This window comes from Stenotrophomonas sp. TD3, assembly GCF_001939825.1.
Lineage (GTDB): Bacteria > Pseudomonadota > Gammaproteobacteria > Xanthomonadales > Xanthomonadaceae > Stenotrophomonas.
In genome coordinates this window covers 2,344,036-2,365,350 of sequence record NZ_MOYM01000001.1, presented here as the reverse complement: position 1 = coordinate 2,365,350, position 21,315 = coordinate 2,344,036, and the positions used below count along the sequence as shown (strand labels likewise).

The window sequence follows — 21,315 nt, the reverse complement described above, 5'->3', positions numbered from 1 at the left end:
GCTTTTCGGCCGGAAACAGCCCATCGTAACAAAGCCTGCCGGGGCTGGCCGCCGCCATCGTCATCCGCGGCCCCGTACCATGGCGTGCGTTGCCGCCCGATCCATCAACCTGAATCATGAATCCTGCCGCACGCCGCCGTTGCCTGCCGTTGTCCGCCCTGCTGCTGTCGCCCTGGGCGGCCATGGCCGAGCCCGCGCCGACCGCCCTGCCCAGCGTGCAGGTGCAGGCCGCGCGGGTGCCGGGCATCGACCCGTTCGCGCTGCCGGCCAGCCAGGACACGGTCTGGATCGACGCCGGCCGCGCTGGCGCCGGCGCGCAGCTGTCCGAGGCGTTGGCCGGGGTCCCGGGCCTGGTCGCCCGCGACCGGCAGAACTTCGCGCAGGACACCCAGCTGTCGATCCGTGGCTTTGGTGCGCGCTCTACCTTCGGTGTGCGCGGGGTGCGGGTATTGATCGACGGGGTACCGGCGACCATGCCCGACGGCCAGGGCCAGCTGTCGCACGCCAGCCTGTTGGGCGCCGAACGCATCGAGGTGCTGCGCGGGCCGTTCTCGGCGCTGTACGGCAATTCCTCCGGCGGCGTGCTGCAGGTGTGGAGCGCGCAGGGCCAGCCCGGCGACTCGTGGCGGCTGCGGCTCAATGCCGGTGCCGACAACACGCTCAGCGTCGGCGCGCAACTGAAGGGTGCCGGCCGTGTTCTGGATTACAACATCGCCGCCAACCACTTCCGCACCGATGGCTGGCGCGACCACAGCCACGCGCGCCGTGAATCGCTCAATGCGCGCATCGGTGGTGATCTGGGCGGTGGGCGGCTGGAGCTGCTGCTCAATGCGCTGGATGCCCCCGATGCGCAGGACCCGCTGGGCCTGAGCCGTGCCCAGGTGGCGGCGGATCCGCGCCAGGCCACCGCCGTGGCGCACCAGTACAACACCCGAAAATCGGTGCGCCAGCAGCAGGCCGGTCTGCGTTGGACCCGGGAGACCGGGGCGCAGCGCTGGCAGCTGATGGGCTATGCCGGCCAACGCACGGTGACCCAATACCTGCCGATTCCGCCGGCTGCCCAGGCCAACCCACTGCATGCCGGCGGGGTGATCGATCTGGAGGGCGGCTATGGTGGGCTGGACGCGCGCTGGGGCTGGCGCGGCGACCTCGCCGGCCGGCCGCTGGACGTGGTGGCCGGGCTCAGCGCGGATCGGCAGCGCCAGCACCGCACCGGCTTCGAGAACTTCATCGGCAGTACGTTGGGTGTGCGCGGGCGCCTGCGCCGCGACCAGATCGACACCGTGCAGAACGTGGACCAGTTCGCCCAGGCCTGGTGGCAGTGGAGCCCGCGCTGGTCGTTGCTGGCGGGCGTGCGCCACAGCGCGGTGCGCTTCGCGTCCGACGACCGCTACATCGTTGGCGCCAACCCCGACGACAGTGGCCGGCGCCGCTACCAGGCGACCACGCCGGTGGCCGGGATCAGCTTCGAGGCCAGCCCGCAGTGGCGCCTGCATGCCGCGGTGGGCCGCGGCTTCGAGACGCCCACCTTCAACGAGCTGGGCTATCGCGCCGATGGCCAGGCGGGCTTGGCGCTGGATCTGGCGGCGGCGCGCAGCCGCAGCCTGGAGGTCGGCAGCAAGTGGCGCGCACAGGATGGAACCCAGCTTGATGTCAGCCTGTTCCGCGCAGATACCGACGATGAGCTGGCCGTTGCCAGCAACAACGGAGGTCGCAGCACCTATCGCAACGTCGGCCGCACCCGCCGCCAGGGGGTTGAACTGCAGTATCGCCAGCCGCTGGCCGAGCAGTTGGAGCTGCAGCTGGCGTGGACCTGGCTGCAGGCGCAGGTGCGTTCGCCGTACCTGACCTCGAATACCCTGGTTGCTGCCGGCAGCCGCCTTCCCGGGGTACCGCGCCAGCAGGCCTTCGCCCGGCTGCAATGGTCACCCGGCGAGTGGCAGTGGGCGCTGGAGGCCGCCGCCAGCAGCGATACCGTGGTCAACGACGTGGCGACCGAACGCGCGCCCGGCTTCGCCCTGCTGCGTCTGGAAGCCGGGCGTCGCTGGACCCTGCCGGGTGGCGAGCTGCGCGCCTTTGCCCGGCTGGAGAACGTGCTGGACCAGGCCTATATCGGCTCGGTGATCGTCAATGACGGCAACGGGCGCTTCTACGAGCCGGGACCGGGACGGCGGGCCAACGTCGGCCTGCAATGGTCGTGGCGCTGAAGGGGTAGTGCCGACCGCTGGTCGGCATTGCACCGTGCAGGACGTCAGGAAGTTGCCGGCCAGCGGCCGGCACTACCTGTAAATCGGTGGCCCTGGCCGGCATCGCGCCGTGCAGGACGTCAGGAAGTTGCCGGCCAGCGGCCGGCACTACCCGTAATTCGGTGGCCCTGGCGGCATCGCGCCGTGCAGGACGTCAGGAGGTTGCCGGCCAGCGGCCGGCATTACCTTTCAATCGGGTGCCTTGGCCGGCACGAAGGGCGAGGTCGGGTCGCTGGCCGGGAACGTCTCCTCCAACGCCTCGTCCTGGTTGTCGCTGGCGTGCTGCTTGCGTTCGCGGCGCTTGAGCGGGCTCTCCTGGCCGCCGCGATGGCGGTCTCCGCCATCCTTGCGGTCCTGGGCGGCCTGTTCAGCCTCGTGCTTCACCGGCAGATGGTCGCCACCGTGCTCGGCGTCGTAGAACGGCGCACCGGTGCCTCGGTAGTCGGCAGTGTCGGCATCATGCTTGCCGCGCTGCTCGCCGGGAATGGGCGGATGGTTCGCGCGCATCGGGTCGCGGGAAGTCTCTCGGCTCATGGTCTGGCTACCTGCGCTCGGGGCCACCACTACACCGCGCCACAGGTAAAGCCGCCGCGAACCCGGCGTCATGAACATCTCGCTCACCCCCCGGTAACGGCACCGCGCGTATTCCTGCCCACCCGCCCCCGCTGCAGGAGCCGGCCATGCCCCGTCTTGAACGACCCGCACCGTCCGTGTTCAACGCCCTGCTCGATCCGCTCGGCCAGCGCACCGCGCAACGCCGCACGCGCCGCCATGAAGATCCGCAGGCGGTGGCGCAGGACTACCTGCAGTACATGCTCAGCGATTACGAAGAGCGTCGCGGGCAGAACCACCGTAACTGGCGTGATCTGTGCCCGGTCTATGCCTTCGCGCTGACCACCCACGCTGCTGACTGGCCGCGCGGTGACGCGGCCGATACCTGCGAGGAACTGGCCGAGCACTGGGAACAGATGCGCGGGCAGTCGCGGTTGAGCTGGTCGCAGGCACGGCCGGTGGTGGAAGACGCCTGGCGCGCGCTGGACCACATTCCGGCGGCGGCGGTGAGGCCCTTGCTGCAGTAGCGCAGAGGTTCGGCATGCACGCTAGGATGTCCTGTGGTTGCCGGCCAGCGGCCGGCACTACCGGATGGCGGCGCCTGAAGGCGCCGCCGCGCATCGATCAGAAGTCCGCGCGGATGCCGAAGGTGACGCGGCGCCCGGAGAACTCGTACTGGGTCGGGAATGCCTTGTCGATCGTGTAACCGCTGGTCTCTTCATCCAGCAGGTTGATCGCCTCCAGGTTCAGCTTCCAGGTGTCGTTGAGGCGGAAGCCGATCGAGGCATCCAGCTGGCCATACGCATCGCGGTAGACCGGGTACATGTTGAGATGGATGTACTCGACGTACTTGTCCTTGTAGTTGTACGAGGCGCGCGCGCTGAAGCGGTCGTTCTCGTAGTACAGGGTGAAGTTGTACGCCTTTTCGGCCAGCCCCTCCGGCGGTGTCGGGATCGAGAGATCCGATGCGCCGGTCAGCGAGTTGTCCAGCTGCGTGTAGTTGGCATTGATGCCCCACCCTTCCAGCGCCGGGTGCAGCATCGACAGCGGCAGCTGTGCGACCAGCTCCACGCCGCTGACCTTGTACGAACCATCGGCATTGACCGGCTGGTACACCTCGAAGTCGTAGTAGCCATCCAGTGAGCCGTTGGCGTTGAGCTTCTCGACGTTCGGCACGATGCCGGTCAGCGACTGCCGCACCACGCCGTCGATCTTCTTGGAGAAGTACGACGCCGCCAGCAGGCCGCCGTTCTGCAGGTACTTCTCCAGGCCGACTTCCCACTGCTTTGCCGTGGTCGGCTTCAGCGCCGGGTTGCCATCCATGAAGCGGAAGCTGCTCCAGCTGACCGTGCGCCGGTAGGCGATGTCGGTCAGCGACGGACGCATCAGCGTTTCCGACGCCGCAGCGCGCAGCACCAGTCCATCGGCAATCTCGGCAGTCATGTTGAAGCTCGGCAGCAGCTTGCTGTAGTCGCCGCTGCTGGAGATCGGCGTAGCGGTGAAGCCGCTGCTGCCATCGGGCTTCTGTACCGGATGGAAACCGGAGGAGTCGACGTCGGTGTCGATCGACCGCACGCCGAGATTGGCGTACACCGGTACATGGCCGATGTCGAAGTAGAAATCGGCCATCGCATACAGCGCCAGCGTCTTCTCCTTCACCTCGTAGTACTGGCCGGGATCCAGCGGTGTCGCATAACCGGGATAGCGGAAGGTGGCGCGTGCGTAGGCGTTGGAAATCTGCTGCCAGTCCAGATCGCTCGGGCGATAGGCACCGCCCGGTGCCAGCTGGCTGATCCACACCGGGTTGCTGTCGGCCAGGGTGCGCTTGTTCACCCACGCCGCGCTGCCGGCCGAGGGGCCCTGGATCTTGCCGCTGCCGAACGCGCGCTGCTTGGTCTTGTCGGTATAGCGCGCACCGAACTGCACTGCGCTCAATGCCGGGAAGAACGCCAGGTTCATCTGCCGGCGCAGGTCCAGCTGCGCGGCGTACTTGTCGTCCTTCACGTTCTCCACTTCGGTTTCGTAGGCTTCGAACAGGTACTTGTCCGCCGTGTTGTACATGTCGAAACCGCCGGCGCTGCTGGGCACGGTTTCACCCCCGTTGCCGGTCCAGCGCGTACGCGACGGCGCATAGGCGACGTGCTTGAGGTTGGCGTAGTCCGAGTCCTTGCGTGCGCCGGAGTAGCCGACCAGCGCATCGATGTCCCAGCCGCCCACCTTCCAGTCCAGCTTGCTGCTGAACTGGCGATAGTCGGTGTTGGCGTTGCGGTCCTTGCTGAGGATCTCGTGCTGGGTGGCGGTGTAGGCCACGTCCCTGAGCACGGTGATGCCATGGTCGCCCAGCGTGGTGCGGTCGTAGTCGTAGATGCGGTCCAGCGTGCTGCGGCTGGAGGCGGAGTAGGCCGCCGCATCGTATTCGTCCTCATGGGTGTCGTAGCCGCCGAGCATCGCGTCGAAACTCAGCGAGAACGTTTCGCTGGGCTTGAACTGCAGCGATGCGGTCGCACCCCACTGGTCCTGGTCGTTGAGATAGACGCGATCACCGACCTTGTCCTGGAAGATGATGCGGCTGGTTTCGTCCTTGTCCATGCGGTTCTTCACCACGATGCCAGCATCGCGCGCCAGCACGGCCGCGGCCTGCGACGAACGCGAACCGGACGCTTCGAGGAAGCGGCCCATCGGGCGGAAGTTGATGCCGGAATTGGAATCGGTGCGGTTGCTGCGCTTGGCCTTGGAGAACGACACCAGGCCGCCCCAGTCGCCCCAGGTGTCGCTGGCCAGGAACGAGATCTTCGGGTCGACCTTGCCGTTGATCGAGTTGTGCGAGGCCTCGGCCGAAGCGCTGAACTTCGGCTCGGCGTAGTCGAACGGCTTGGCGGTTTCGATGTAGACCGAACCGGCGATGCCACCCTCTTCGTCCGCAGCGGTCGGCGACTTCTGCACCGTGACCGTCTGCACCACGTCGGCGGCGAAGATGTCGAACTGCACGTCGCGACCGCCACTGCCGGAGGCCGTGGCCAGGTTGTTGATCGAGACCAGGGTGAATTCGCTGGGCAGGCCACGCACGCTGACCTTGCTGCCCAGCCCCTTGTTGCGTTCGATGGTGACACCGGGCATGCGCTGCAGCGCTTCGGCCAGGTTCTGCTCGGGGAAATCGGCGACGTCGGTGGCGACGATCGAATCGGAGAAGCCGATGTTGGCGCGCTTCAGATCGACCGCACGCTCCAGGCTCTTCGCGTAGCTGCCACTGACGGTGACGGTGTCCAGCTGCTGCAGCTGTTCTCGGGTATCGCCGTCGGCCTCTTCGGCCTCGGCCATGGCATCGACCGGCAATACGGCCAGGCCGCCGATCAGCACGGCGTGCACGGCACGGGACAAACGCTTCGCATGAGGGGCTGCAGCTGCAGCCTCCCGGATCTGGTGACGCATCGGATGGATTCCCCGGTTCCCTGTGGTGACGTGCGTCGCGCCTGCCCGATATCCATGGGACAGACCCCTGCGCCGCGTTGCCGACGGTCGGCGGGCACCGAGCCTAGGGAGGAATTATTAAGCCTGTGTTGCGCTGCGCGAGGCGCGACGGCCGAACCACCAGCCGACCAGCAGTTGCAACGGTAGCGATGCCAGCAGCGAAATGACGAACCAGAACGGGTAATCCGCACCCAGCGTCCACATGGCGTAGCCACAGCCCAGCGCGATCAGCGACCAGATCGAGAAGCCGTGCGAACGCGGCCAGCAGGGCGCGTAATAGGTGGCGAAGGAAATGCCCGCGATGCCACCGAGCACGCTGAAGGCGAGATCCCAGCCCAGCTGCACGCTGTTGTTGTGCGGCGACATGCCCAGCAGCGGGGGCAGCCAGCTGGCGACGCTGCTGACCAGCGCAAGCGACAGCACGCCACCGATCAGGGCGACGATGGACAGGAACAGGGTCTTGAGCAGGCCGGGCATGCGCGCATTGTACGGCGGCGCGAAGTGCCTGGGGTTGCCGGCCGGCGGCCGGCACTACCGATGGATCGGCATGGCCGCCGCGTCCGTGGGAGAGGGGGACGGAGCGACGGCGGCCATGCACAGGCGGTCAGGCGGCGAAATCGAGCACCACGCGGCCTTCGATGGTGCCCGCATGCATGCGCGCGAACACGTCGTTGATGTTTTCCAGGCGGTCGGTGCTGACCGTGGCCGCAACCTTGCCTTCTGCAGCGAACTGCAGCGACTCCTGCAGGTCCAGCCGGGTGCCGACGATCGAGCCACGCACGGTGATGCCGTTGAGCACCATGCCGAAGATGTCCAGCGGGAAATCACCGGGCGGCAGTCCGTTGAGCGAGACGGTGCCGCCACGGCGGACCATGCCCAGCGCCTGCTCGAACGCCTTCGGCGACACCGCAGTGACCAGCGCGCCGTGCGCGCCGCCGATTTCCTTCCTGAGGAAGGCGGCCGGATCGGTGGTACGCGCGTTCACGGTGATCTGCGCGCCAAGCTGCCGGGCCAATGCCAGCTTGTTGTCGTCCACATCCACCGCAGCCACGTTCAGGCCCATCGCGCGGGCGTACTGCACCGCCATGTGGCCCAGGCCACCGATGCCGGAAATCGCCACCCAGTCACCGGGTTTGGTGTCGGTGACCTTCAGGCCCTTGTAGACGGTCACGCCGGCGCACAGCACCGGCGCGATCTCGACGAAGCCTACTTCCTTCGGAAGCAGGCCAACATAGTTGGCATCGGCCAGTGCGTACTCGGCGAAGCCGCCGTTGACCGAGTAACCGGTGTTGCGCTGTGTCTCGCACAGCGTTTCCCAGCCACCCAGGCAGTGTTCGCAATGGCCACACGCCGAGTACAACCAGGGGATGCCGACCCTGTCGCCTTCCTTGACGTGCCCTACCCCGCCTCCCACGGCCACGACGTGCCCCACGCCCTCGTGACCGGGGATGAACGGCGGGTTCGGTTTCACCGGCCAGTCGCCCTCGGCGGCGTGCAGGTCGGTGTGGCAGACGCCACAGGCCTCGATCTTGACCAGCACCTCGCCCGCCCCCGGGCGCGGTACCGAGACTTCCTCGATCACCAGTGGCTTGCCGAACTCACGCACGACAGCGGCCTTCATGGTCGAATTCATGTTCGGATCTCCGTAGTGCGCTTGCCCACAGAATGACGCCGGCACGAGGCCGGCGCTTTGATCACGATCAAACCTTTGAAGATTCGTGGAGCGGGTTCAGCTGGCGAGCACCGACGCTTCGCGGGCCAGGCGTTCTATCCCGTCCCAGTCGCGGGTCTGCAGCAGCGCCGGGGTGGTCAGCCACGAACCGCCCACGCACAGCACGTTGGGCAGGTGCAGGAACTGCGGCGCGGTCTGCGCACTGATGCCACCGGTCGGGCAGAAGCGCACATCGGCGAACGGGCCGTGCCAGGCCGCCAGCAGCGCAGCGCCACCGGCCTGCACCGCCGGGAAGAACTTGAAGGTGTCGTGGCCGTGTTCCAGGCCTTGGATCAGGTCCGAGGCGGTGGCGGCACCGGGCAGGTACGGCAGATCTGCATCGCGCGCGGCTGCATACAGCGCCGGCGTGGCACCGGGGGAAACGGCAAAACGCGCACCGGCCTGCTTCGCCGCCTGCATCTGCGCGGCGTTGAGCACGGTGCCGGCGCCGATCACGGCATCGGGCACGGCCTCGACCATGGCCTTGATCGCATCCAGCGCCTGCGGTGTGCGCAGGGTCACTTCGATCACCGGCAGGCCGCCGCGGAACAGCGCCTGGGCCACTTCGACCGCTTCATTCACATCTTCAGGGGTGTACACCGGGATCACCGGTGCCAGCTTCAACAGCGCGCGCAGGCGCGGATCAGCGCTGGACATCGTCTTGCTCCTTGCCCGACCGGGCATCGCGGATGCTGCCGGGCCCGGCAGCGCAGCGGCGCATGATGCCACGTGGATCGCGAAGGTGCTGGCAGCACCCTGCCCCCGTGCCTGGCTCAGGCGGGGTCGGCCTGCAGTGCCTGGATGCGGCGCTGGTACCAGTCGCCGCCGAGCGGGTCGAACACCGCCGAGCGCTCCATCTGCGCCTCGTACACGTGCACCGAGATCGCCAACGCGTCATCGCTGGCGTTGCGCAGGGTGTGGTACTCGTGCGGCGGGATCAGGCTGCCGGCACTGCCGCAGCCCCCGCGCAGCGCGGCGTGGCGGTGGAAACGCCAGCGCTCGCCGGCGCGCTCCAGCAGCTCGTAACGGGTGATCTCCAGCTCGCCCAACCACACTCCCTCCACACACCACATGGCATCGTGGTCGTGCAGCGGCGTGCCCTGCCCTGGGCCCCAGCTCATGGCAATCACGCTGTAGCCGTGTTCGCGGCTGTGGTACAGCGGACGTCGCGCGTAATGATCACTGACCGGCCGATGCACGCATTCGGGCAATTCGATGCGGCTGTCGGTTATGGCTTCCTGCAGCGCCAGCTGCAGGTCGGCGGTGATGCGCCCGGCATCACCGGAGGTCATCGCCGCGTCGACCGCGGCGATCAACCGGTCGCGGCCACGGAACGGCGGAAGCGGAGAGGTCTGCAGGTCCATGCACCTGACTGTAGCGGAGCATGGTTAAGGGAATGTTGGCGTTCGCGCGCGTCGCGTCCGCATTCAGGGTGAACACGCGCGGAAGAACGGTTCAGATGCAGAGGCAGTAGAGCGATCACAATGGAACCTCGCGCAGCAAAACGTGTCGAACACGACACGATTCAGATCCGCTGCGACATTCCGCAACTTCGCGCCCGACGGGCGCAAGGCTAGAATTCTCCGACTTACCTGGTTCTATACATGTCAGTGCGAAATATTAGCGATGCCGCGTTGCCGGCATCGAAGGGCAAGGCTGCCACGATCAACGACATCGCACGACTGTCGGGAGTTTCCAAGAAAACGGTTTCAAGAATCATCAACAACTCGCCGCTGGTGCGCAAAGACACCCGCGACAAGGTCGAGGCGTTGATGCGCGAGGTCGGTTACGTGCCCGACCCACTGGCGCGCGGACTCGCGTTCCGCCGCTCCTTCCTGATCGGCCTGGTGTACGACGACCCCGGCGCCCAATGCATTGTCGACCTGCAGCACGGCGCGCTGGAAGCGCTGCGCGGCACCGGCTATGAGCTGGTGGTGCACCCGTGCAACAGCCAGGATCCGGACTGTGCGGACGGCGTGCGCCGCTTCGTGCAGCAGCAGAAGCTGCATGGCGTGATCCTCGGCCCGCGCGCCTCCGAGTCGGTGGCGCTGGCGCAGATGCTGGACGCGATCGACTGCCGCTACATCCGCATCAACGCGCATGCATCGGAGGAAGACGTGCAGGCGGTGGTCACCCACGATCGCGATGGTGCCGCCGCGGCTGCGGGCTACCTGCTCTCGCTGGGCCATCGCGATATCGCGGTGATTGCCGGTCCCGGTGACCGGCGTGCTGCCCGCGAGCGTACCCATGGCTTCCTTGATCGACTGGCGCAGGTCGGCTTGACCCTGCCGGGTGAACGCGTGCTGGAAGCGGGCGATACGTTCGAGTCGGGCGTGCATGCCGCCGAGCGCCTGCTGATGGGCGGACAACGCCCCAGTGCGATCTTCGCCGGCAACGACGAAATGGCCGCTGGCGTGTATCAGGTGGCATTGCGTGCCGGCATCGCAGTGCCGCAGCAGTTGTCGATCGTCAGCTACGACGACAGCCCGCTGGCATCGCGGCTATGGCCGCCGCTGACGTCGGTACGCCGCCACGTCTCCGACATCGGCCGCATGGCGGCGGCGATGCTGGTGCAGACCGACGTACCGGAGGCGCCGACTGCGGCCAGCGTGCATCCGCAGCTGATGGTGCGCGGTTCCTGCCGGGCCGTGGACGGCTGAGTGCCCTGCCCTCGCCTGCGCCGTCGCGACAGGACGGTGCAGGCAACAACGAAAACGGCGCACCAGGGTGCGCCGTTTCCACTATGAGGCAGTGTGCGTTACGCGCTTACACGTCGCCGCCGTCGGCCCAGCCTTCGCCCGTGCCCTTCTGGAACACGCGGTCATCGCCCTGCACCTCGCCGGCCGGCAGATGCGCCTGGTCGGCCAGTGCTGCATAGATCGGGGTGAAGTCCGGTGACGTCGCCTGCATCAGCTGTTCGAAGCTGTCGATGACGAAGTAGGTCTTCTGGAAGGTATCGATGCGGTACTTGGTGCGCATGATCCGCTGCAGGTCGAAACCGATGCGGTTGGGCGCGGCCGACTCCAGCGAGTACAGCGATTCGCCCTTCGACGACACGATGCCGGCGCCGTAGATGCGCAGGCCGTCGGGCGTATCGATCAGGCCGAACTCCACCGTGTACCAGTACAGGCGGGTCAGGTTCTGCAGCGCATCCGGGCCGATCGCGTGGGCTTTGACGCCGCCACGGCCGTACGCCTCCATGTAGTCGGCGAACACCGGGTTCATCAGCAGCGGCACATGGCCGAACAGATCGTGGAACAGGTCCGGTTCGGCGATGTAGTCGATCTGGTCCGGGCGACGGATCCACCAGGTCACCGGGAAACGGCGGTTGGCCAGGTGGTCGAAGAAATCCAGTTCCGGCAGCAGGCCTTCGACGCCGACCAGGGTCCAGCCGGTGGCGGCGCCGAGCACTTCGTTGAGCTGGTCGAAGCGCGGAATCATGTGCGCGCTCATGCCCATCTCGTCCTGCGCGTCCAGGAACTCCTGGCAGGCACGGCCGACCAGCAGCTCGCGCTGGCGCTGGTACAGCGTGCTCCAGGTGGCGTGGTCGTCGGCGCTGTAGGTGTCCCACGGCTGCTCGACGAGCGCGGTGGTATACACCGGCACGTAGCCCTTGTCGGTCTGCTGGTGTTCGACGCGGCGGGGCTGGGCGAGGTCCATGGGGCACTCCTTGACGGGATACCCACGATGCTAGGGCAGGGCGCGCGCAACAGGGTTGCAAAAGTTGCGTCGATTGGCCCTGTTGGCGCAATATCCTTGCGTACTCACCATGTTGCGGGGCAACAATGGCCGGAGAAGTCCAGTTCGATCGCACGGATATACGCCTGCTGGCTGAAATCCAGCGGGATGGGCGCGCCACCAACGCCGAGCTGGCGACGCGGGTGAACCTCTCACCCTCGGCCTGCCTGCGCCGCCTGCAGCGGCTGGAAAGCGAGGGCGTGATCGTCGGCTATGGCGCGCGGCTGGAACCGCGCCAGCTGCGCCTTGGCCTGCAGGCCTTCGTGCGCGTGCAGCTGGAAAAGCACGACCAGGCCGCCATCGGCCACTTCGTGGACAGCGTGCAGGGCTGGGATGAGGTGGTGGCCTGCCATGCGCTGACCGGCGACATGGACTATCTGCTGCACGTCTACGTGCGCGACCTGGAGCATTTCTCGCACTTCCTGCTGGACCGGCTGCTCAACGCCGGTGGCGTGGCCGATGCCAATTCCAGCTTCGTGCTGCGCACGGTGAAGGGCTTCCAGGCGTTGCCGTTGTCGCAGCTGGAGCCCTGAGCGGCCACCAGGCGTGCCCGGTGGCCTGGCATCAACGGATCAGCACTTGTCCTTGCGGCCCATCAGCTTGCCCAGGCGCGAGGCTTCCTCGCACTTCGGTGCGGCCACCGGCGCCGGTGCCGCTGCGGCGGCGCGCGCGCGCTGCAGCTGCTGGATCTTGGCGCGGATCTGCGGCATGGCCGCCATCGCGGCCTTTTCGCCTTCCAGAATCGCGGTGCCGCGCTGGCTGAAATCGGCAGCGCCGATGTCCAGCACCTTCGGGCGGATGACGATGTCGGCGCGCGCCAGTTCCTGCTCGCCCAGGCGCTGGCCCATGATCGAGATGGACTGGTTGACGATGCCCAGCATGTCCGTCGGTGCCTTGCCGTTGGCCTTGCTGGAGATGTCCACGGCGATCACGAAGTCGGCGCCGAGCTGGCGCGCGGCATCCACCGGCACCGGGCTGACCACGCCGCCGTCGATGTAGTTGCGGCCGCCGATCTTCACCGGCTCGAACACACCGGGGATGCTGCTTGACGCGCGCACCGCCTGGCCGACGTTGCCGCGCACGAAGATCGAGCGCTCGCCGGTTTCCAGCTGGGTGGCAACGGCGGCGAACGGTTTCTTCAGGCGCTCGGCGGGACGGTTGGCGACCTGTTCGTTGACGTAGTCCTGCAGCTTCTGGCCCTGCACCAGGCCACCGGAGAACAGGCGCACGTCGCGGATGCTGGCTTCGTCCAGCGCGACCGCCTTGCTCTGCATCTGGAAGGCGTCCATGCCGCTGGCATACAGCGCACCGACCACGCTGCCGGCGCTGGTGCCGGAGACCACAGCCGGCTCGAAGCCGTTGGCTTCCAGCATCTTGATCACGCCGATGTGCGCGAAGCCCTTGGCTGCGCCACCACCGAGAGCGATGCCGATCTTGATCGGCTTGGCCTGCGGCACCACGGTCGGCGCCGGCGGCGGCGTGGGACGGACCGGGTCGCCACCGCAGCCGGCCAGCAGGCCGATCAGGGCGACGGACAGCAGCATGCGGGGGCGGAACAGGCTCATCGGCAGTGCGCTCGCGGCGCCGGATTCAGGAAAGGGCGCCAGCATACCGAAGCCATGGCGGTGCGGGCAGGGTGGGGGAGATCCCTATTCATAAAGGTAGTGCCGGCCGCTGGCCGGCAACCATTGGGAAACTGGCAACGGTCCACGGGGTTGCCGGCCAGCGGCCGGCACTACCGGGGTGGTCAGAACCGGTTGTCGCCGTCCAGCATCCGGCCCAGGCCGCCCAGCACCGAGCCTTCGCCGCGGCTCTGGCCACCGCCCTGCGGCGCGGCCATCCACATGCGGCCGGCCAGGCGCGAGAACGGCAGCGACTGCAGCCAGACCTTGCCCGGGCCGGTCAGCGTGGCCAGAAACACGCCTTCGCCGCCGAACAGCATGCTCTTGATGCCGGCCACCCGGCGCACGTCCATGTCCACGCTGGAGTGGTAGGCCACCACGCAGCCGGTATCCACGTCCAGGCGTTCACCCGCGGCCAGCTCGCGCTCGATCACGCAGCCGCCGGCATGGATGAAGACCCAGCCGTCGCCTTCCAGTTTCTGCATGATGAAGCCCTCGCCGCCGAACAGGCCGGTCATGATCTTGCGCTGGAACTGCACGCCGATCTGCACGCCACGTGCGCCGGCCAGGAAGCTGTCCTTCTGGCAGATCAGGCGGCCACCGTGCTGGTCCAGGCGCATCGCCAGCACCGTGCCGGGGTAGGGCGCGGCGAAGGCGACCTTGCCCTTGCCGTGGCCGGTCTGGGTGTAGACGGTGGCGAACAGGCTCTCGCCGGTCAGCACACGGCGGCCGGCCGCCATCACCTTGTCCATCAGGCCGCCGCTGCTGGCGGCGCCGCTGCCGAACACGGTGTCCATCTGCACCGTGGCGTCCTTGAACATCAACGCGCCTGCCTCGGCCACCGCACTTTCGCCGGGGTCGAGCTCGATCTCCACGAACTGCATTTCATGGCCGACGATGCGGAATTCGATGTCGTCGGCACGATTGCCGGCGGTGTTGGAAGGAACCGGCGGCGGGGTTGGCAGGCCCGCGCCCGGCGCACGCAGCTCGGCCACCTCGGCGGTCGGCGTCCAGCCCGCCATGCCCTGGCACCAGGCCAGCGCGCGCGGGTTGGCCTGCGCATAGCGGCGCGCGGCCTCGTCATCGAGGGGTCCGACGCGGTCGGCCTGGGCGGAGGCATGGAAGTACCACTGGGTCATTGCGGCGGCTCCGCGGCGCTGGAAAACCCCGAGTCTAGCGAGCGCACCGGGGGCAGGGCGACGGGGCCATGAACGGCCGGCATTTGCGGGGCAGGTGCTGTATTGCAACAATTATCTGGTAGCGCCGTTTTACCACCCCTCCAAACACAGCCTACCGCCATGTCCCCGACCCGCACTTCCCGTGGCCGATTTCCGGTCGCGCGCCCCCTCGTTGCCGCTCTTTCCGCCCTGCTGCCGCTGGTAGCAGCCGCCCAGGAAACCCCCGCTGCCAAGGATCCGGTTGCCCTCGACACCCTGCAGGTGACCGCGCAGCGCCGCGTCGAGAACGCCAAGGACGTGCCGGTCGCGGTCAGCGCGATCCAGGGCGAGAAGCTGGATGTGCTCGGCTCGGCCGGCGATGACATCCGCTTCCTGGCCGCACGCGTGCCCAGCCTCAACATCGAGTCGTCCTACGGTCGTGCCTTCCCGCGCTTCTACATCCGCGGCCTGGGCAACACCGACTTCGATCTCAATGCATCGCAGCCGGTGTCGCTGGTGTACGACGACGTGGTGCAGGAAAGCCCGCTGCTGAAGGGCTTCCCGCTGTTCGACCTGGCCAACGTGGAAGTGCTGCGTGGCCCGCAGGGCACGCTGTTCGGCCGCAACACGCCGGCCGGCGTGGTCAAGTTCGATTCGGCGCGTCCGTCGCAGGATGCCGATGGCTACATCCGCGTCGGCTATGGCAGCTACAACAGCTGGAACGTGCAGGGCGCCTACGGCGGCCCGCTGACCGACCGCTGGTCGGCACGCGTCTCGGCGATCTACCAGCGCCGCGATGACTGGGTCGACAACACCCGTGTCGGCGCTCCCAACAGTGGCTTCGAAGGCTACGACGAAGCCGCCGGCCGCGTGCAGTTCCTGTACGAAGGCGATGACTTCGAAGCGCTGTTCAACCTGCACAAGCGCAAGCTCAATGGCACCGCCCGCCTGTTCCGCGCCAACATCATCGAGAAGGGTGGCAACTCGCTGGTCGAGAACTTCGACCGCGACAAGGTGGCCAACGACGGCGTCAACTTCTCCGACCTGAAGACCTGGGGCGGCAGCGCGCGCCTGCAGTGGAACCTCGGCTCGGTGACCCTGCACTCGATCACCGGTTATGAAACCGCCGAATCGCTCAACCGCGGTGACATCGACGGTGGCTACGGTGCGGCGTTCCTCGGCGCCGGCAACTACGGCCCGGGCTTCATCCCGTTCTCGTCGGAGTCGGCTGACGGCCTGCCGCACCATCGCCAGTGGACGCAGGAATTCCGCATCGAGTCCAACGAGTGGGGCCGCTTCGACTGGCAGGCCGGCGTCTTCTACTTCGATGAAGACGTGACCATCAACAACTTCAACTACGACTCGCTGGCCCCGGGCAATCCGCAGACCGGCCACGTGGTGCAGAACCAGCGCAACAAGGCCTGGGCGGTGTTCGCCTCGGGTGACTTCGATGTCACCGACCGCTTCAAGCTGCGTGCCGGCGTGCGCTACACCCAGGACAAGAAGGACTTCAGCGCCAGCGTGCTGCAGGCCGTTCCGTTCGGCACCCCGGTCAGTGGCCCGTACCTGGCCAACACCGACGTCAACGACGTCAGCTGGGATCTGAGCGGCGTCTACAAGCTGACCGACGACATCAACGCCTATGCCCGCGTGGCCAAGGGCTTCCGCGCGCCGTCGATCCAGGGCCGCCTGGCCTTCGCGCCGGGCCTGTCGCAGGCCGATTCGGAGAAGGTGATCTCGTACGAAGCCGGCATCAAGGCTGATCTGTTCGAGCGCCGCGCGCGCCTGGGCCTGAGCGTGTTCCGCTACAACGTCGATGGCCAGCAGTTGATCGCAGTGGGCGGCACCAACAACACCGCCACCCTGCTCAACGCCGACAAGACCATCGGCCAGGGCGTCGAGCTGGACCTGGAGGCCTACCTGGCCGACAACGTCCTGCTGACCTTCGGCAGCAGCTACAACGACACCGAGATCAAGGACAAGAACCTGGCGGTGGCGATCTGTGGCGGTGGCTGCACCATCACCGACCCGACCACGGTGATCAACGGCCAGACCTATGCGCTGGTGAACGGCAACCCGCTGCCGCAGGCGCCGAAGTGGATCCACAACGCGACCCTGCGCGTGGGCTTCCCGCTCAGCGATGGCAGCGAGCTGTACGCCTACACTGACTGGGCCTACCGCAGCGCGGTGAACTTCTTCATCTACGAGTCGCCGGAATTCCGCGGCCGTAGTTCGCTGGAAGGCGGCCTGCGCCTGGGCTACAACTGGGATTACGGCCAGTACGACGTGGCGGTGTTCGGCCGCAACCTGACCAACCAGACCCGCGTGGTCGGCGCGATCGACTTCAACAACCTGACCGGCTTCCTCAACGAGCCGCGTACCTGGGGCGTGGAATTCACCGCGAAGTTCTGATGCGGTTGCTGCGTTGATGCAATGAAGAAGGGCCGGCGCAATGCCGGCCCTTCTGCTTTACACCCATCGGTTGCCGAATGGGGTCAGAGCCCTTTCCAACGGAAAGGGATCCGACCCCGATGGCATCGGCATTCCGCGCTGGGGTCAGAGCCCCTTCTGAAGGGAAGGGCTCTGACCCCGGATCGCCGTTTACAGCGCGCTCTGCGGGCGGATCTTCAGCACCGCATTCTCGGTAGCGCAGTCGCGGCTGGAGTGCAGGCCGGCCTTGCGCGCGGCAGCGATCTCCTTGCGTGCGGCCAGCAGATCCTTGTTGAAGGCAGCGTTGTCATGCAGGCGGGCCACGGCGGCCGCGCCCATGAAGCGGCCTTCGAGGATGTCGCTCTGCCAGTGCACGTTACACACCAGGCGGCTTTCGCCGTAGTTGCGGCCGCGGGCCTGGATGGCATCGGCGCGGTCCGGCGCGATCTCGGACAGGATCAGTGCCCAGGCCCAGCCGATCGAGGTGTGGCCGGACGGGTACGAGCCGTTCTTGCGCAGGCCGTCCTCGTCCTTCGGCGAGCAGGTCGGTTCACCGTTGACCATGAACGGGCGCGGGCGCTGGTAGTGGTTCTTGGCCGCCTTGGTGGCGGCGCTGGCGTCGATCCGGCTGCGCTCGAGCAGGCGGTACAGCGCCGGGGTCTTCACTGCATCGACGTCGATGTCGACGGCGCAGGAGAAGTGGTTGGCGCCTTCAGGGAAGCCGAGCTCTGCATCGACGCCGGCCTGGGCGAAGCGCGGGCTGCCACGCAGCGCGCGGGCTTCACGGCTGACCTGTTCGTCCAAAGCGAGGGCGGCCGACCCGGCGACCGGCGGTGCCGGCACCAGGTCGAGGCTGGCCGGTACCGCGCCCTTGTCGAGATAGCCCACCGCCTTGGTGGTGATGTTGGCTTCGACGGCGGTCGGCTTGGCGGCGGTGGCGGCGCAACCGGCCAGGGCCGCGGCAACGGCGAGGCCGAGCAGCGGGCGGGCAGGGTGGGAAATCAGCGACATGGGCAGGCTCCGGGCAGAAAACATCGCGCCATGATCGCAGCCCCCATACGACACCGCAGTGGCCATCGGTCATACGGCCAGACCCGGCATGGTCATCGGAGCAGTATGAAAAACGTCATCGACTGTCGTCAGTCTCCTGAATCCGGGCGCAGCGCACGGACTTTCACACGGCTGCGCCATGAGCATCGGCACAACGGTGATCGACAGGCCGTCCAGTTCCAGCCGGGTCGGGGGGATCCGCTGACAGAGGGAGAGAAGCGATGCGCAGCACCGCAACAGGAAGTACCGTCCTGGCCCTGCTCCTCGGGCTGGCAACCGCCCAAGCGCAGGCCGCCGACGTGGTTGGCGTGGCCTTCGTGCATGGCACCGGCGCGCAGACCAATGCCACCCAGGACTACTGGCAGCCGGCGATCATCGACACCGTGCGCCAGGGCCTGCCGAACAGCAGCAATTACGTCGTCATCAACTGTGACTTCACCCAGTACATGTGGAAGCCGGAAGCCGCCGGCTGCCTGGCCAACCAGTTGACCAGCTTCATCGACAGCCGTGGCATCACCCAGCTGGTGGTGATCACCCACTCCAACGGCGGCAACGTGATGCGCTGGATCCTGTCCAACCCGACCTACGACAGCCGCTATCCGAAGATCATCCGCACGGTGCGCAAGGTCAACGCACTGGCACCGTCTTCGGCAGGCACGCCGTTGGCCGATGCGGTGCTCAACGGCAACACCTTCGAAACCTCGCTGGGCTGGCTGCTGGGCTACAAGAACGACGCCGTGCGCCAGCAGCAGGTGGCGAGCATGGCCACCTACAACGCGCAGAACCTGTACGGCACCGCGGGTCGCCCGGCGCTGCCCAAACCGTTCCGCGCCGTGGTCGGCAGCGACGTGGAATCGGCGGTGTGGGACAGCAACAGCTACTGCGGTGGCTACGCCGCCAATGTCGGCCTGGAGTTCACCCAGAACTGGCTGTCATCCTGCTCCGATGGCTTCCTGGAGTGCAGCAGCCAGAAGGCCGCCGGCACCACCTGGTTCACCGACAAGCAGCGCACCAAGGATGCCGAGCCGCTCAGCCACAACCAGAGCCGCCGCGAGTGCTTCGGCCTCGGCACGATCCTGCGCACCGACCTGGCCCAGTGAGGAAGACGACCATGACGAACCATTCCACTCTGCTGGCCAGTGCGGTGCTGGCCGCGCTGTCCCTGTCCCTGTCCACGGCGCAGGCCGCGCAGCCGCTGCAGGCCGCCCGCGCAGGCGATCAGGTGCCTGCCGCCCTGGTGGCCGCGCCGCTGCCGGCTGATGAAAGCGAACACGCGCCGCTGTCGTTTGCCTGGGCGCTGGACCCGGCACAGCCGCTGCAGGCGGCTACGCCGTATGCGTCGGTCAGCCGCAGCTACTGGCAGCAGGTCGATGGCACGCAGCTGCAGCGCGGCCTGGACCTGCCGCTGACGGCGCCCGATGCGGTGATCCAGCTGAGCCCGGCCGCAGGTGCCCGCGCAGTGCCGGCGAACACCCTGCAGGTGCGCGATCCGGCTGGCCGCAGCAGCGTGGCGCGCAGTGTCGATGCGCGCGCGCTGCAGGATGCTGGCATGCTGGTGGGTGATGGCAGCAGCATGCTGCGCACCGGCGTGACCAGTGCGGCCGGTGCGTACACCCTGCAGAGCGCACAGGCACAGGGCCGCTATGTGGTGCAGGTGCTGGAGCCGAACAGCCCGCTGCGGCTGGAAGTGCAGGCCAGCCAGGCGCAGGTGCTGGCCGGTGGCAACGTGCAGCTGCAGGCACGCCTGCTGGAAGACGGCGCCACCACCGCGCAGCTGGCATCGCGTCGTGGCGGCCTGGGCGGTGAAGCCCTGCTGGTCGCGCCGGATGGCCGCAGCTGGCCGCAGCGCCTGCTGCGCACCACCGATGGCAGCCTGCGCGCGCAGGTGCGGATCCCGGCCGATGTCGGTACTGCACAGGGGCTGTGGGAGCTGCAGGTGTTCGCCCAGGCCGATGGCGTGCTGCGCGATGGCAAGGTGGCCTTCGCGGTGGCGCGGCCGACCGCGCGCTTCAGCGGCCAGGCGGCACCGGATCCGTCCAACCGCCAGGTGGCACTGCCGCTGCAGGTGGCCGCCGCAGGCCGCTATGAGGCACGGGGCACGCTGTATGCCACGGCCCGCGATGGCCAGTTGAAGCCGGTTGCGCAGGCACATGCGGCCGCGTGGTTCGATGGCCCGGGCGCAGGCCAGCTGGTGCTGCCGTTCGACCAGACCGCATTGCCGACCGGCTTCGGTGCGCCGTACGAACTGCGCGACCTGCAGCTGCAGGACCAGAGCCGCATGGCCCCGATCGAGTCGCGCGCGCTGGCGTTGCGGTTCTGAGGAACTGCGGCGGGCCGGAACATCCGGCCCGCCGCCCCGCCTTCTGTAGAGCCGAGCCATGCTCGGCTGCTTCTGCTCGCGGCGAACGGCAGTCGGGCATGGCTCGACTCTACAGACGGCTACGGAAAGCGATGCGTCTGTCTATCCCGCGTACGCGGTCAAGCGGCCTTCCTGCTCGCAGACGGTAATCGCGCCGCCGAACACCGCCGACAGCGGTTCGTTGCGCAGCAGCTCGGCGCGGGTGCCGTCGGCCAGTACGCGGCCGTCGCGCAGCAGTACCACCCGTTCGATCTCGGGAATGATCTCTTCGATGTGGTGGGTCACCAGCACCAGGGTGATGCCCTGCTGCGCCAGCACCCGCATGGTTGCCACCAGCTGTTCGCGGGCAACCAGGTCCAGCCCGGTGGAGGGTTCGTCCAGCAGCAGCGCCTGCGGCCGATTGACCAGCGCGCGCGCGATCAGCACGCGGCGGGTCTCGCCGGCGGACAACTCTGCGTAGGCGCGGTCGCGCAGGGACAGCGCGCCGGTCATCGCCAGTGTCTCGCCGACGCGTGCACGCATGTCGGCGGTCACCTCGCGGAAGGCTGGTACCACGTAGCTGGCAAAGAAGCCGGACAGCACCGCTTGTTCCACGGTCAGCCCGGGCATGTCGGCCAGGTTGCTGCTGAGGTCGCCGGTGACGATGCCCAGCTGCGAGCGCAGCCGGTCCACCTGCCAGCGGTTCTGGCCCAGCACCTTCACCGCCACCGAGCCGTCGCCCTGGGCCAGTGGGTACAGCTCGCGGGTGATCAGCTTGATGAAGGTCGACTTGCCGCAGCCGTTGGGGCCGAGCAGGGCGGTGTGCTGGCCCTGCGCGATGCGCAGGCTGAGCCCGTGCAGCACCTTCACCTGGCCGCGCACCACGGTGGCGCGGTCCAGTTCGATCAACGGGGGCTGCCCCGCGACGGGCGGGGCGGCGGTCATGGCGCTGGCGCGTGGATCAAGGCTCGACAACTCAGGTCCCCAACTGTGAACGGTGCCA

General features: G+C 67.7%; 18 protein-coding genes. 7 read left to right on the top strand and 11 right to left on the bottom strand.

Annotation, left to right across the window (positions count from 1 at the left end):
* Nucleotides 1-116: 116 nt before the first annotated feature.
* Nucleotides 117-2,207 carry a TonB-dependent receptor gene (locus BKE09_RS11045; RefSeq protein WP_075675773.1) on the top strand — a complete coding sequence of 697 codons (2,091 nt, stop codon included), beginning with the start codon at nt 117-119 and terminating at the stop codon, nt 2,205-2,207.
* Nucleotides 2,208-2,435: 228 nt separating this feature from the next.
* Here the strand turns inward: BKE09_RS11045 and BKE09_RS11040 are convergent, their stop codons facing one another.
* The gene (locus BKE09_RS11040; RefSeq protein WP_075676701.1) at nt 2,436-2,780 is read right to left on the bottom strand and encodes a hypothetical protein; all 345 of its coding nucleotides are present in this window, start codon (nt 2,778-2,780) and stop codon (nt 2,436-2,438) included.
* Between the two features lie 146 nt (nt 2,781-2,926).
* Here BKE09_RS11040 and BKE09_RS11035 point away from each other — a divergent pair, with 146 nt between their 5' ends.
* On the top strand, nt 2,927-3,325 hold the full coding sequence (locus BKE09_RS11035; RefSeq protein ID WP_032954739.1) for a hypothetical protein: 399 nt from the start codon (nt 2,927-2,929) through the stop codon (nt 3,323-3,325).
* 97 nt (nt 3,326-3,422) lie between these two features.
* Here BKE09_RS11035 and BKE09_RS11030 read toward each other — a convergent pair whose 3' ends face one another.
* The 5 genes from BKE09_RS11030 to BKE09_RS11010 form a co-directional block, all read right to left on the bottom strand.
* A complete protein-coding gene (locus tag BKE09_RS11030) occupies nt 3,423-6,176 on the bottom strand; it encodes a TonB-dependent receptor (RefSeq protein ID WP_240502900.1) in 2,754 nt (917 codons plus the stop codon).
* Nucleotides 6,177-6,344: 168 nt separating this feature from the next.
* Nucleotides 6,345-6,743, bottom strand: a complete 399-nt coding sequence (locus BKE09_RS11025; RefSeq protein WP_075675771.1) for a hypothetical protein — start codon at nt 6,741-6,743, stop codon at nt 6,345-6,347.
* 127 nt (nt 6,744-6,870) lie between these two features.
* Nucleotides 6,871-7,899, bottom strand: a complete 1,029-nt coding sequence (gene adhP / locus BKE09_RS11020; protein ID WP_075675770.1) for an alcohol dehydrogenase AdhP — start codon at nt 7,897-7,899, stop codon at nt 6,871-6,873.
* Between the two features lie 96 nt (nt 7,900-7,995).
* A complete protein-coding gene (gene eda, locus BKE09_RS11015; protein WP_075675769.1) occupies nt 7,996-8,634 on the bottom strand; it encodes a bifunctional 4-hydroxy-2-oxoglutarate aldolase/2-dehydro-3-deoxy-phosphogluconate aldolase in 639 nt (212 codons plus the stop codon).
* Nucleotides 8,635-8,750: 116 nt separating this feature from the next.
* Nucleotides 8,751-9,341 (bottom strand): cysteine dioxygenase family protein, encoded by a 591-nt coding sequence (locus BKE09_RS11010; RefSeq protein ID WP_075675768.1) that lies wholly within the window; start codon nt 9,339-9,341, stop codon nt 8,751-8,753.
* Nucleotides 9,342-9,581: 240 nt separating this feature from the next.
* On the opposite strand from BKE09_RS11010, the gene BKE09_RS11005 reads away from it, so the two are divergent.
* Nucleotides 9,582-10,637, top strand: a complete 1,056-nt coding sequence (locus BKE09_RS11005) for a LacI family DNA-binding transcriptional regulator (protein ID WP_075675767.1) — start codon at nt 9,582-9,584, stop codon at nt 10,635-10,637.
* Between the two features lie 106 nt (nt 10,638-10,743).
* Here BKE09_RS11005 and phhA read toward each other — a convergent pair whose 3' ends face one another.
* Nucleotides 10,744-11,637: a phenylalanine 4-monooxygenase gene (gene phhA, locus BKE09_RS11000; protein ID WP_075675766.1), complete on the bottom strand. Its 894-nt coding sequence runs from the start codon at nt 11,635-11,637 to the stop codon at nt 10,744-10,746.
* 125 nt (nt 11,638-11,762) lie between these two features.
* Between phhA and BKE09_RS10995 the strand changes: the two genes are divergently transcribed.
* Nucleotides 11,763-12,248, top strand: a complete 486-nt coding sequence (locus tag BKE09_RS10995) for an Lrp/AsnC family transcriptional regulator (RefSeq protein ID WP_049446786.1) — start codon at nt 11,763-11,765, stop codon at nt 12,246-12,248.
* A 39-nt stretch (nt 12,249-12,287) separates the two neighbouring features.
* On the opposite strand, the gene BKE09_RS10990 is transcribed toward BKE09_RS10995, so the two are convergent.
* Nucleotides 12,288-13,280 carry a patatin-like phospholipase family protein gene (locus BKE09_RS10990; RefSeq protein ID WP_075676699.1) on the bottom strand — a complete coding sequence of 331 codons (993 nt, stop codon included), beginning with the start codon at nt 13,278-13,280 and terminating at the stop codon, nt 12,288-12,290.
* A 182-nt stretch (nt 13,281-13,462) separates the two neighbouring features.
* Complete coding sequence (locus tag BKE09_RS10985; RefSeq protein ID WP_075675765.1) at nt 13,463-14,476, bottom strand: TIGR00266 family protein; 1,014 nt, start codon at nt 14,474-14,476, stop codon at nt 13,463-13,465.
* Nucleotides 14,477-14,635: 159 nt separating this feature from the next.
* Between BKE09_RS10985 and BKE09_RS10980 the strand changes: the two genes are divergently transcribed.
* The gene (locus BKE09_RS10980; protein WP_049445741.1) at nt 14,636-16,906 is read left to right on the top strand and encodes a TonB-dependent receptor; all 2,271 of its coding nucleotides are present in this window, start codon (nt 14,636-14,638) and stop codon (nt 16,904-16,906) included.
* A gap of 189 nt (nt 16,907-17,095) precedes the next feature.
* Here BKE09_RS10980 and BKE09_RS10975 read toward each other — a convergent pair whose 3' ends face one another.
* Nucleotides 17,096-17,935, bottom strand: a complete 840-nt coding sequence (locus BKE09_RS10975; protein ID WP_075675764.1) for a phosphatase PAP2 family protein — start codon at nt 17,933-17,935, stop codon at nt 17,096-17,098.
* A 260-nt stretch (nt 17,936-18,195) separates the two neighbouring features.
* Between BKE09_RS10975 and BKE09_RS10970 the strand changes: the two genes are divergently transcribed.
* The gene (locus BKE09_RS10970) at nt 18,196-19,074 is read left to right on the top strand and encodes a hypothetical protein (protein WP_014035446.1); all 879 of its coding nucleotides are present in this window, start codon (nt 18,196-18,198) and stop codon (nt 19,072-19,074) included.
* Nucleotides 19,075-19,085: 11 nt separating this feature from the next.
* Entirely contained in the window at nt 19,086-20,294 is a 1,209-nt protein-coding gene (locus BKE09_RS10965) for a DUF4785 domain-containing protein (protein WP_075675763.1), read from the top strand.
* Between the two features lie 141 nt (nt 20,295-20,435).
* Here the strand turns inward: BKE09_RS10965 and BKE09_RS10960 are convergent, their stop codons facing one another.
* Nucleotides 20,436-21,257 carry an ATP-binding cassette domain-containing protein gene (locus BKE09_RS10960; RefSeq protein WP_075675762.1) on the bottom strand — a complete coding sequence of 274 codons (822 nt, stop codon included), beginning with the start codon at nt 21,255-21,257 and terminating at the stop codon, nt 20,436-20,438.
* Between the last annotated feature and the right edge of the window lie 58 nt (nt 21,258-21,315).

Bases quoted from the DNA above. Each gene is read 5' to 3' on its own strand.
- BKE09_RS11045 (WP_075675773.1), top strand. From the start codon at position 117: ATGAATCCTGCCGCACGCCGCCGTTGCCTGCCGTTGTCCGCCCTGCTG.
- BKE09_RS11040 (WP_075676701.1), bottom strand. From the start codon at position 2,780: ATGAGCCGAGAGACTTCCCGCGACCCGATGCGCGCGAACCATCCGCCC.
- BKE09_RS11035 (WP_032954739.1), top strand. From the start codon at position 2,927: ATGCCCCGTCTTGAACGACCCGCACCGTCCGTGTTCAACGCCCTGCTC.
- BKE09_RS11025 (WP_075675771.1), bottom strand. From the start codon at position 6,743: ATGCCCGGCCTGCTCAAGACCCTGTTCCTGTCCATCGTCGCCCTGATC.
- adhP (WP_075675770.1), bottom strand. From the start codon at position 7,899: ATGAATTCGACCATGAAGGCCGCTGTCGTGCGTGAGTTCGGCAAGCCA.
- eda (WP_075675769.1), bottom strand. From the start codon at position 8,634: ATGTCCAGCGCTGATCCGCGCCTGCGCGCGCTGTTGAAGCTGGCACCG.
- BKE09_RS11010 (WP_075675768.1), bottom strand. From the start codon at position 9,341: ATGGACCTGCAGACCTCTCCGCTTCCGCCGTTCCGTGGCCGCGACCGG.
- BKE09_RS11005 (WP_075675767.1), top strand. From the start codon at position 9,582: ATGTCAGTGCGAAATATTAGCGATGCCGCGTTGCCGGCATCGAAGGGC.
- phhA (WP_075675766.1), bottom strand. From the start codon at position 11,637: ATGGACCTCGCCCAGCCCCGCCGCGTCGAACACCAGCAGACCGACAAG.
- BKE09_RS10995 (WP_049446786.1), top strand. From the start codon at position 11,763: ATGGCCGGAGAAGTCCAGTTCGATCGCACGGATATACGCCTGCTGGCT.
- BKE09_RS10990 (WP_075676699.1), bottom strand. From the start codon at position 13,280: ATGAGCCTGTTCCGCCCCCGCATGCTGCTGTCCGTCGCCCTGATCGGC.
- BKE09_RS10985 (WP_075675765.1), bottom strand. From the start codon at position 14,476: ATGACCCAGTGGTACTTCCATGCCTCCGCCCAGGCCGACCGCGTCGGA.
- BKE09_RS10980 (WP_049445741.1), top strand. From the start codon at position 14,636: ATGTCCCCGACCCGCACTTCCCGTGGCCGATTTCCGGTCGCGCGCCCC.
- BKE09_RS10975 (WP_075675764.1), bottom strand. From the start codon at position 17,935: ATGTCGCTGATTTCCCACCCTGCCCGCCCGCTGCTCGGCCTCGCCGTT.
- BKE09_RS10970 (WP_014035446.1), top strand. From the start codon at position 18,196: ATGCGCAGCACCGCAACAGGAAGTACCGTCCTGGCCCTGCTCCTCGGG.
- BKE09_RS10965 (WP_075675763.1), top strand. From the start codon at position 19,086: ATGACGAACCATTCCACTCTGCTGGCCAGTGCGGTGCTGGCCGCGCTG.
- BKE09_RS10960 (WP_075675762.1), bottom strand. From the start codon at position 21,257: ATGACCGCCGCCCCGCCCGTCGCGGGGCAGCCCCCGTTGATCGAACTG.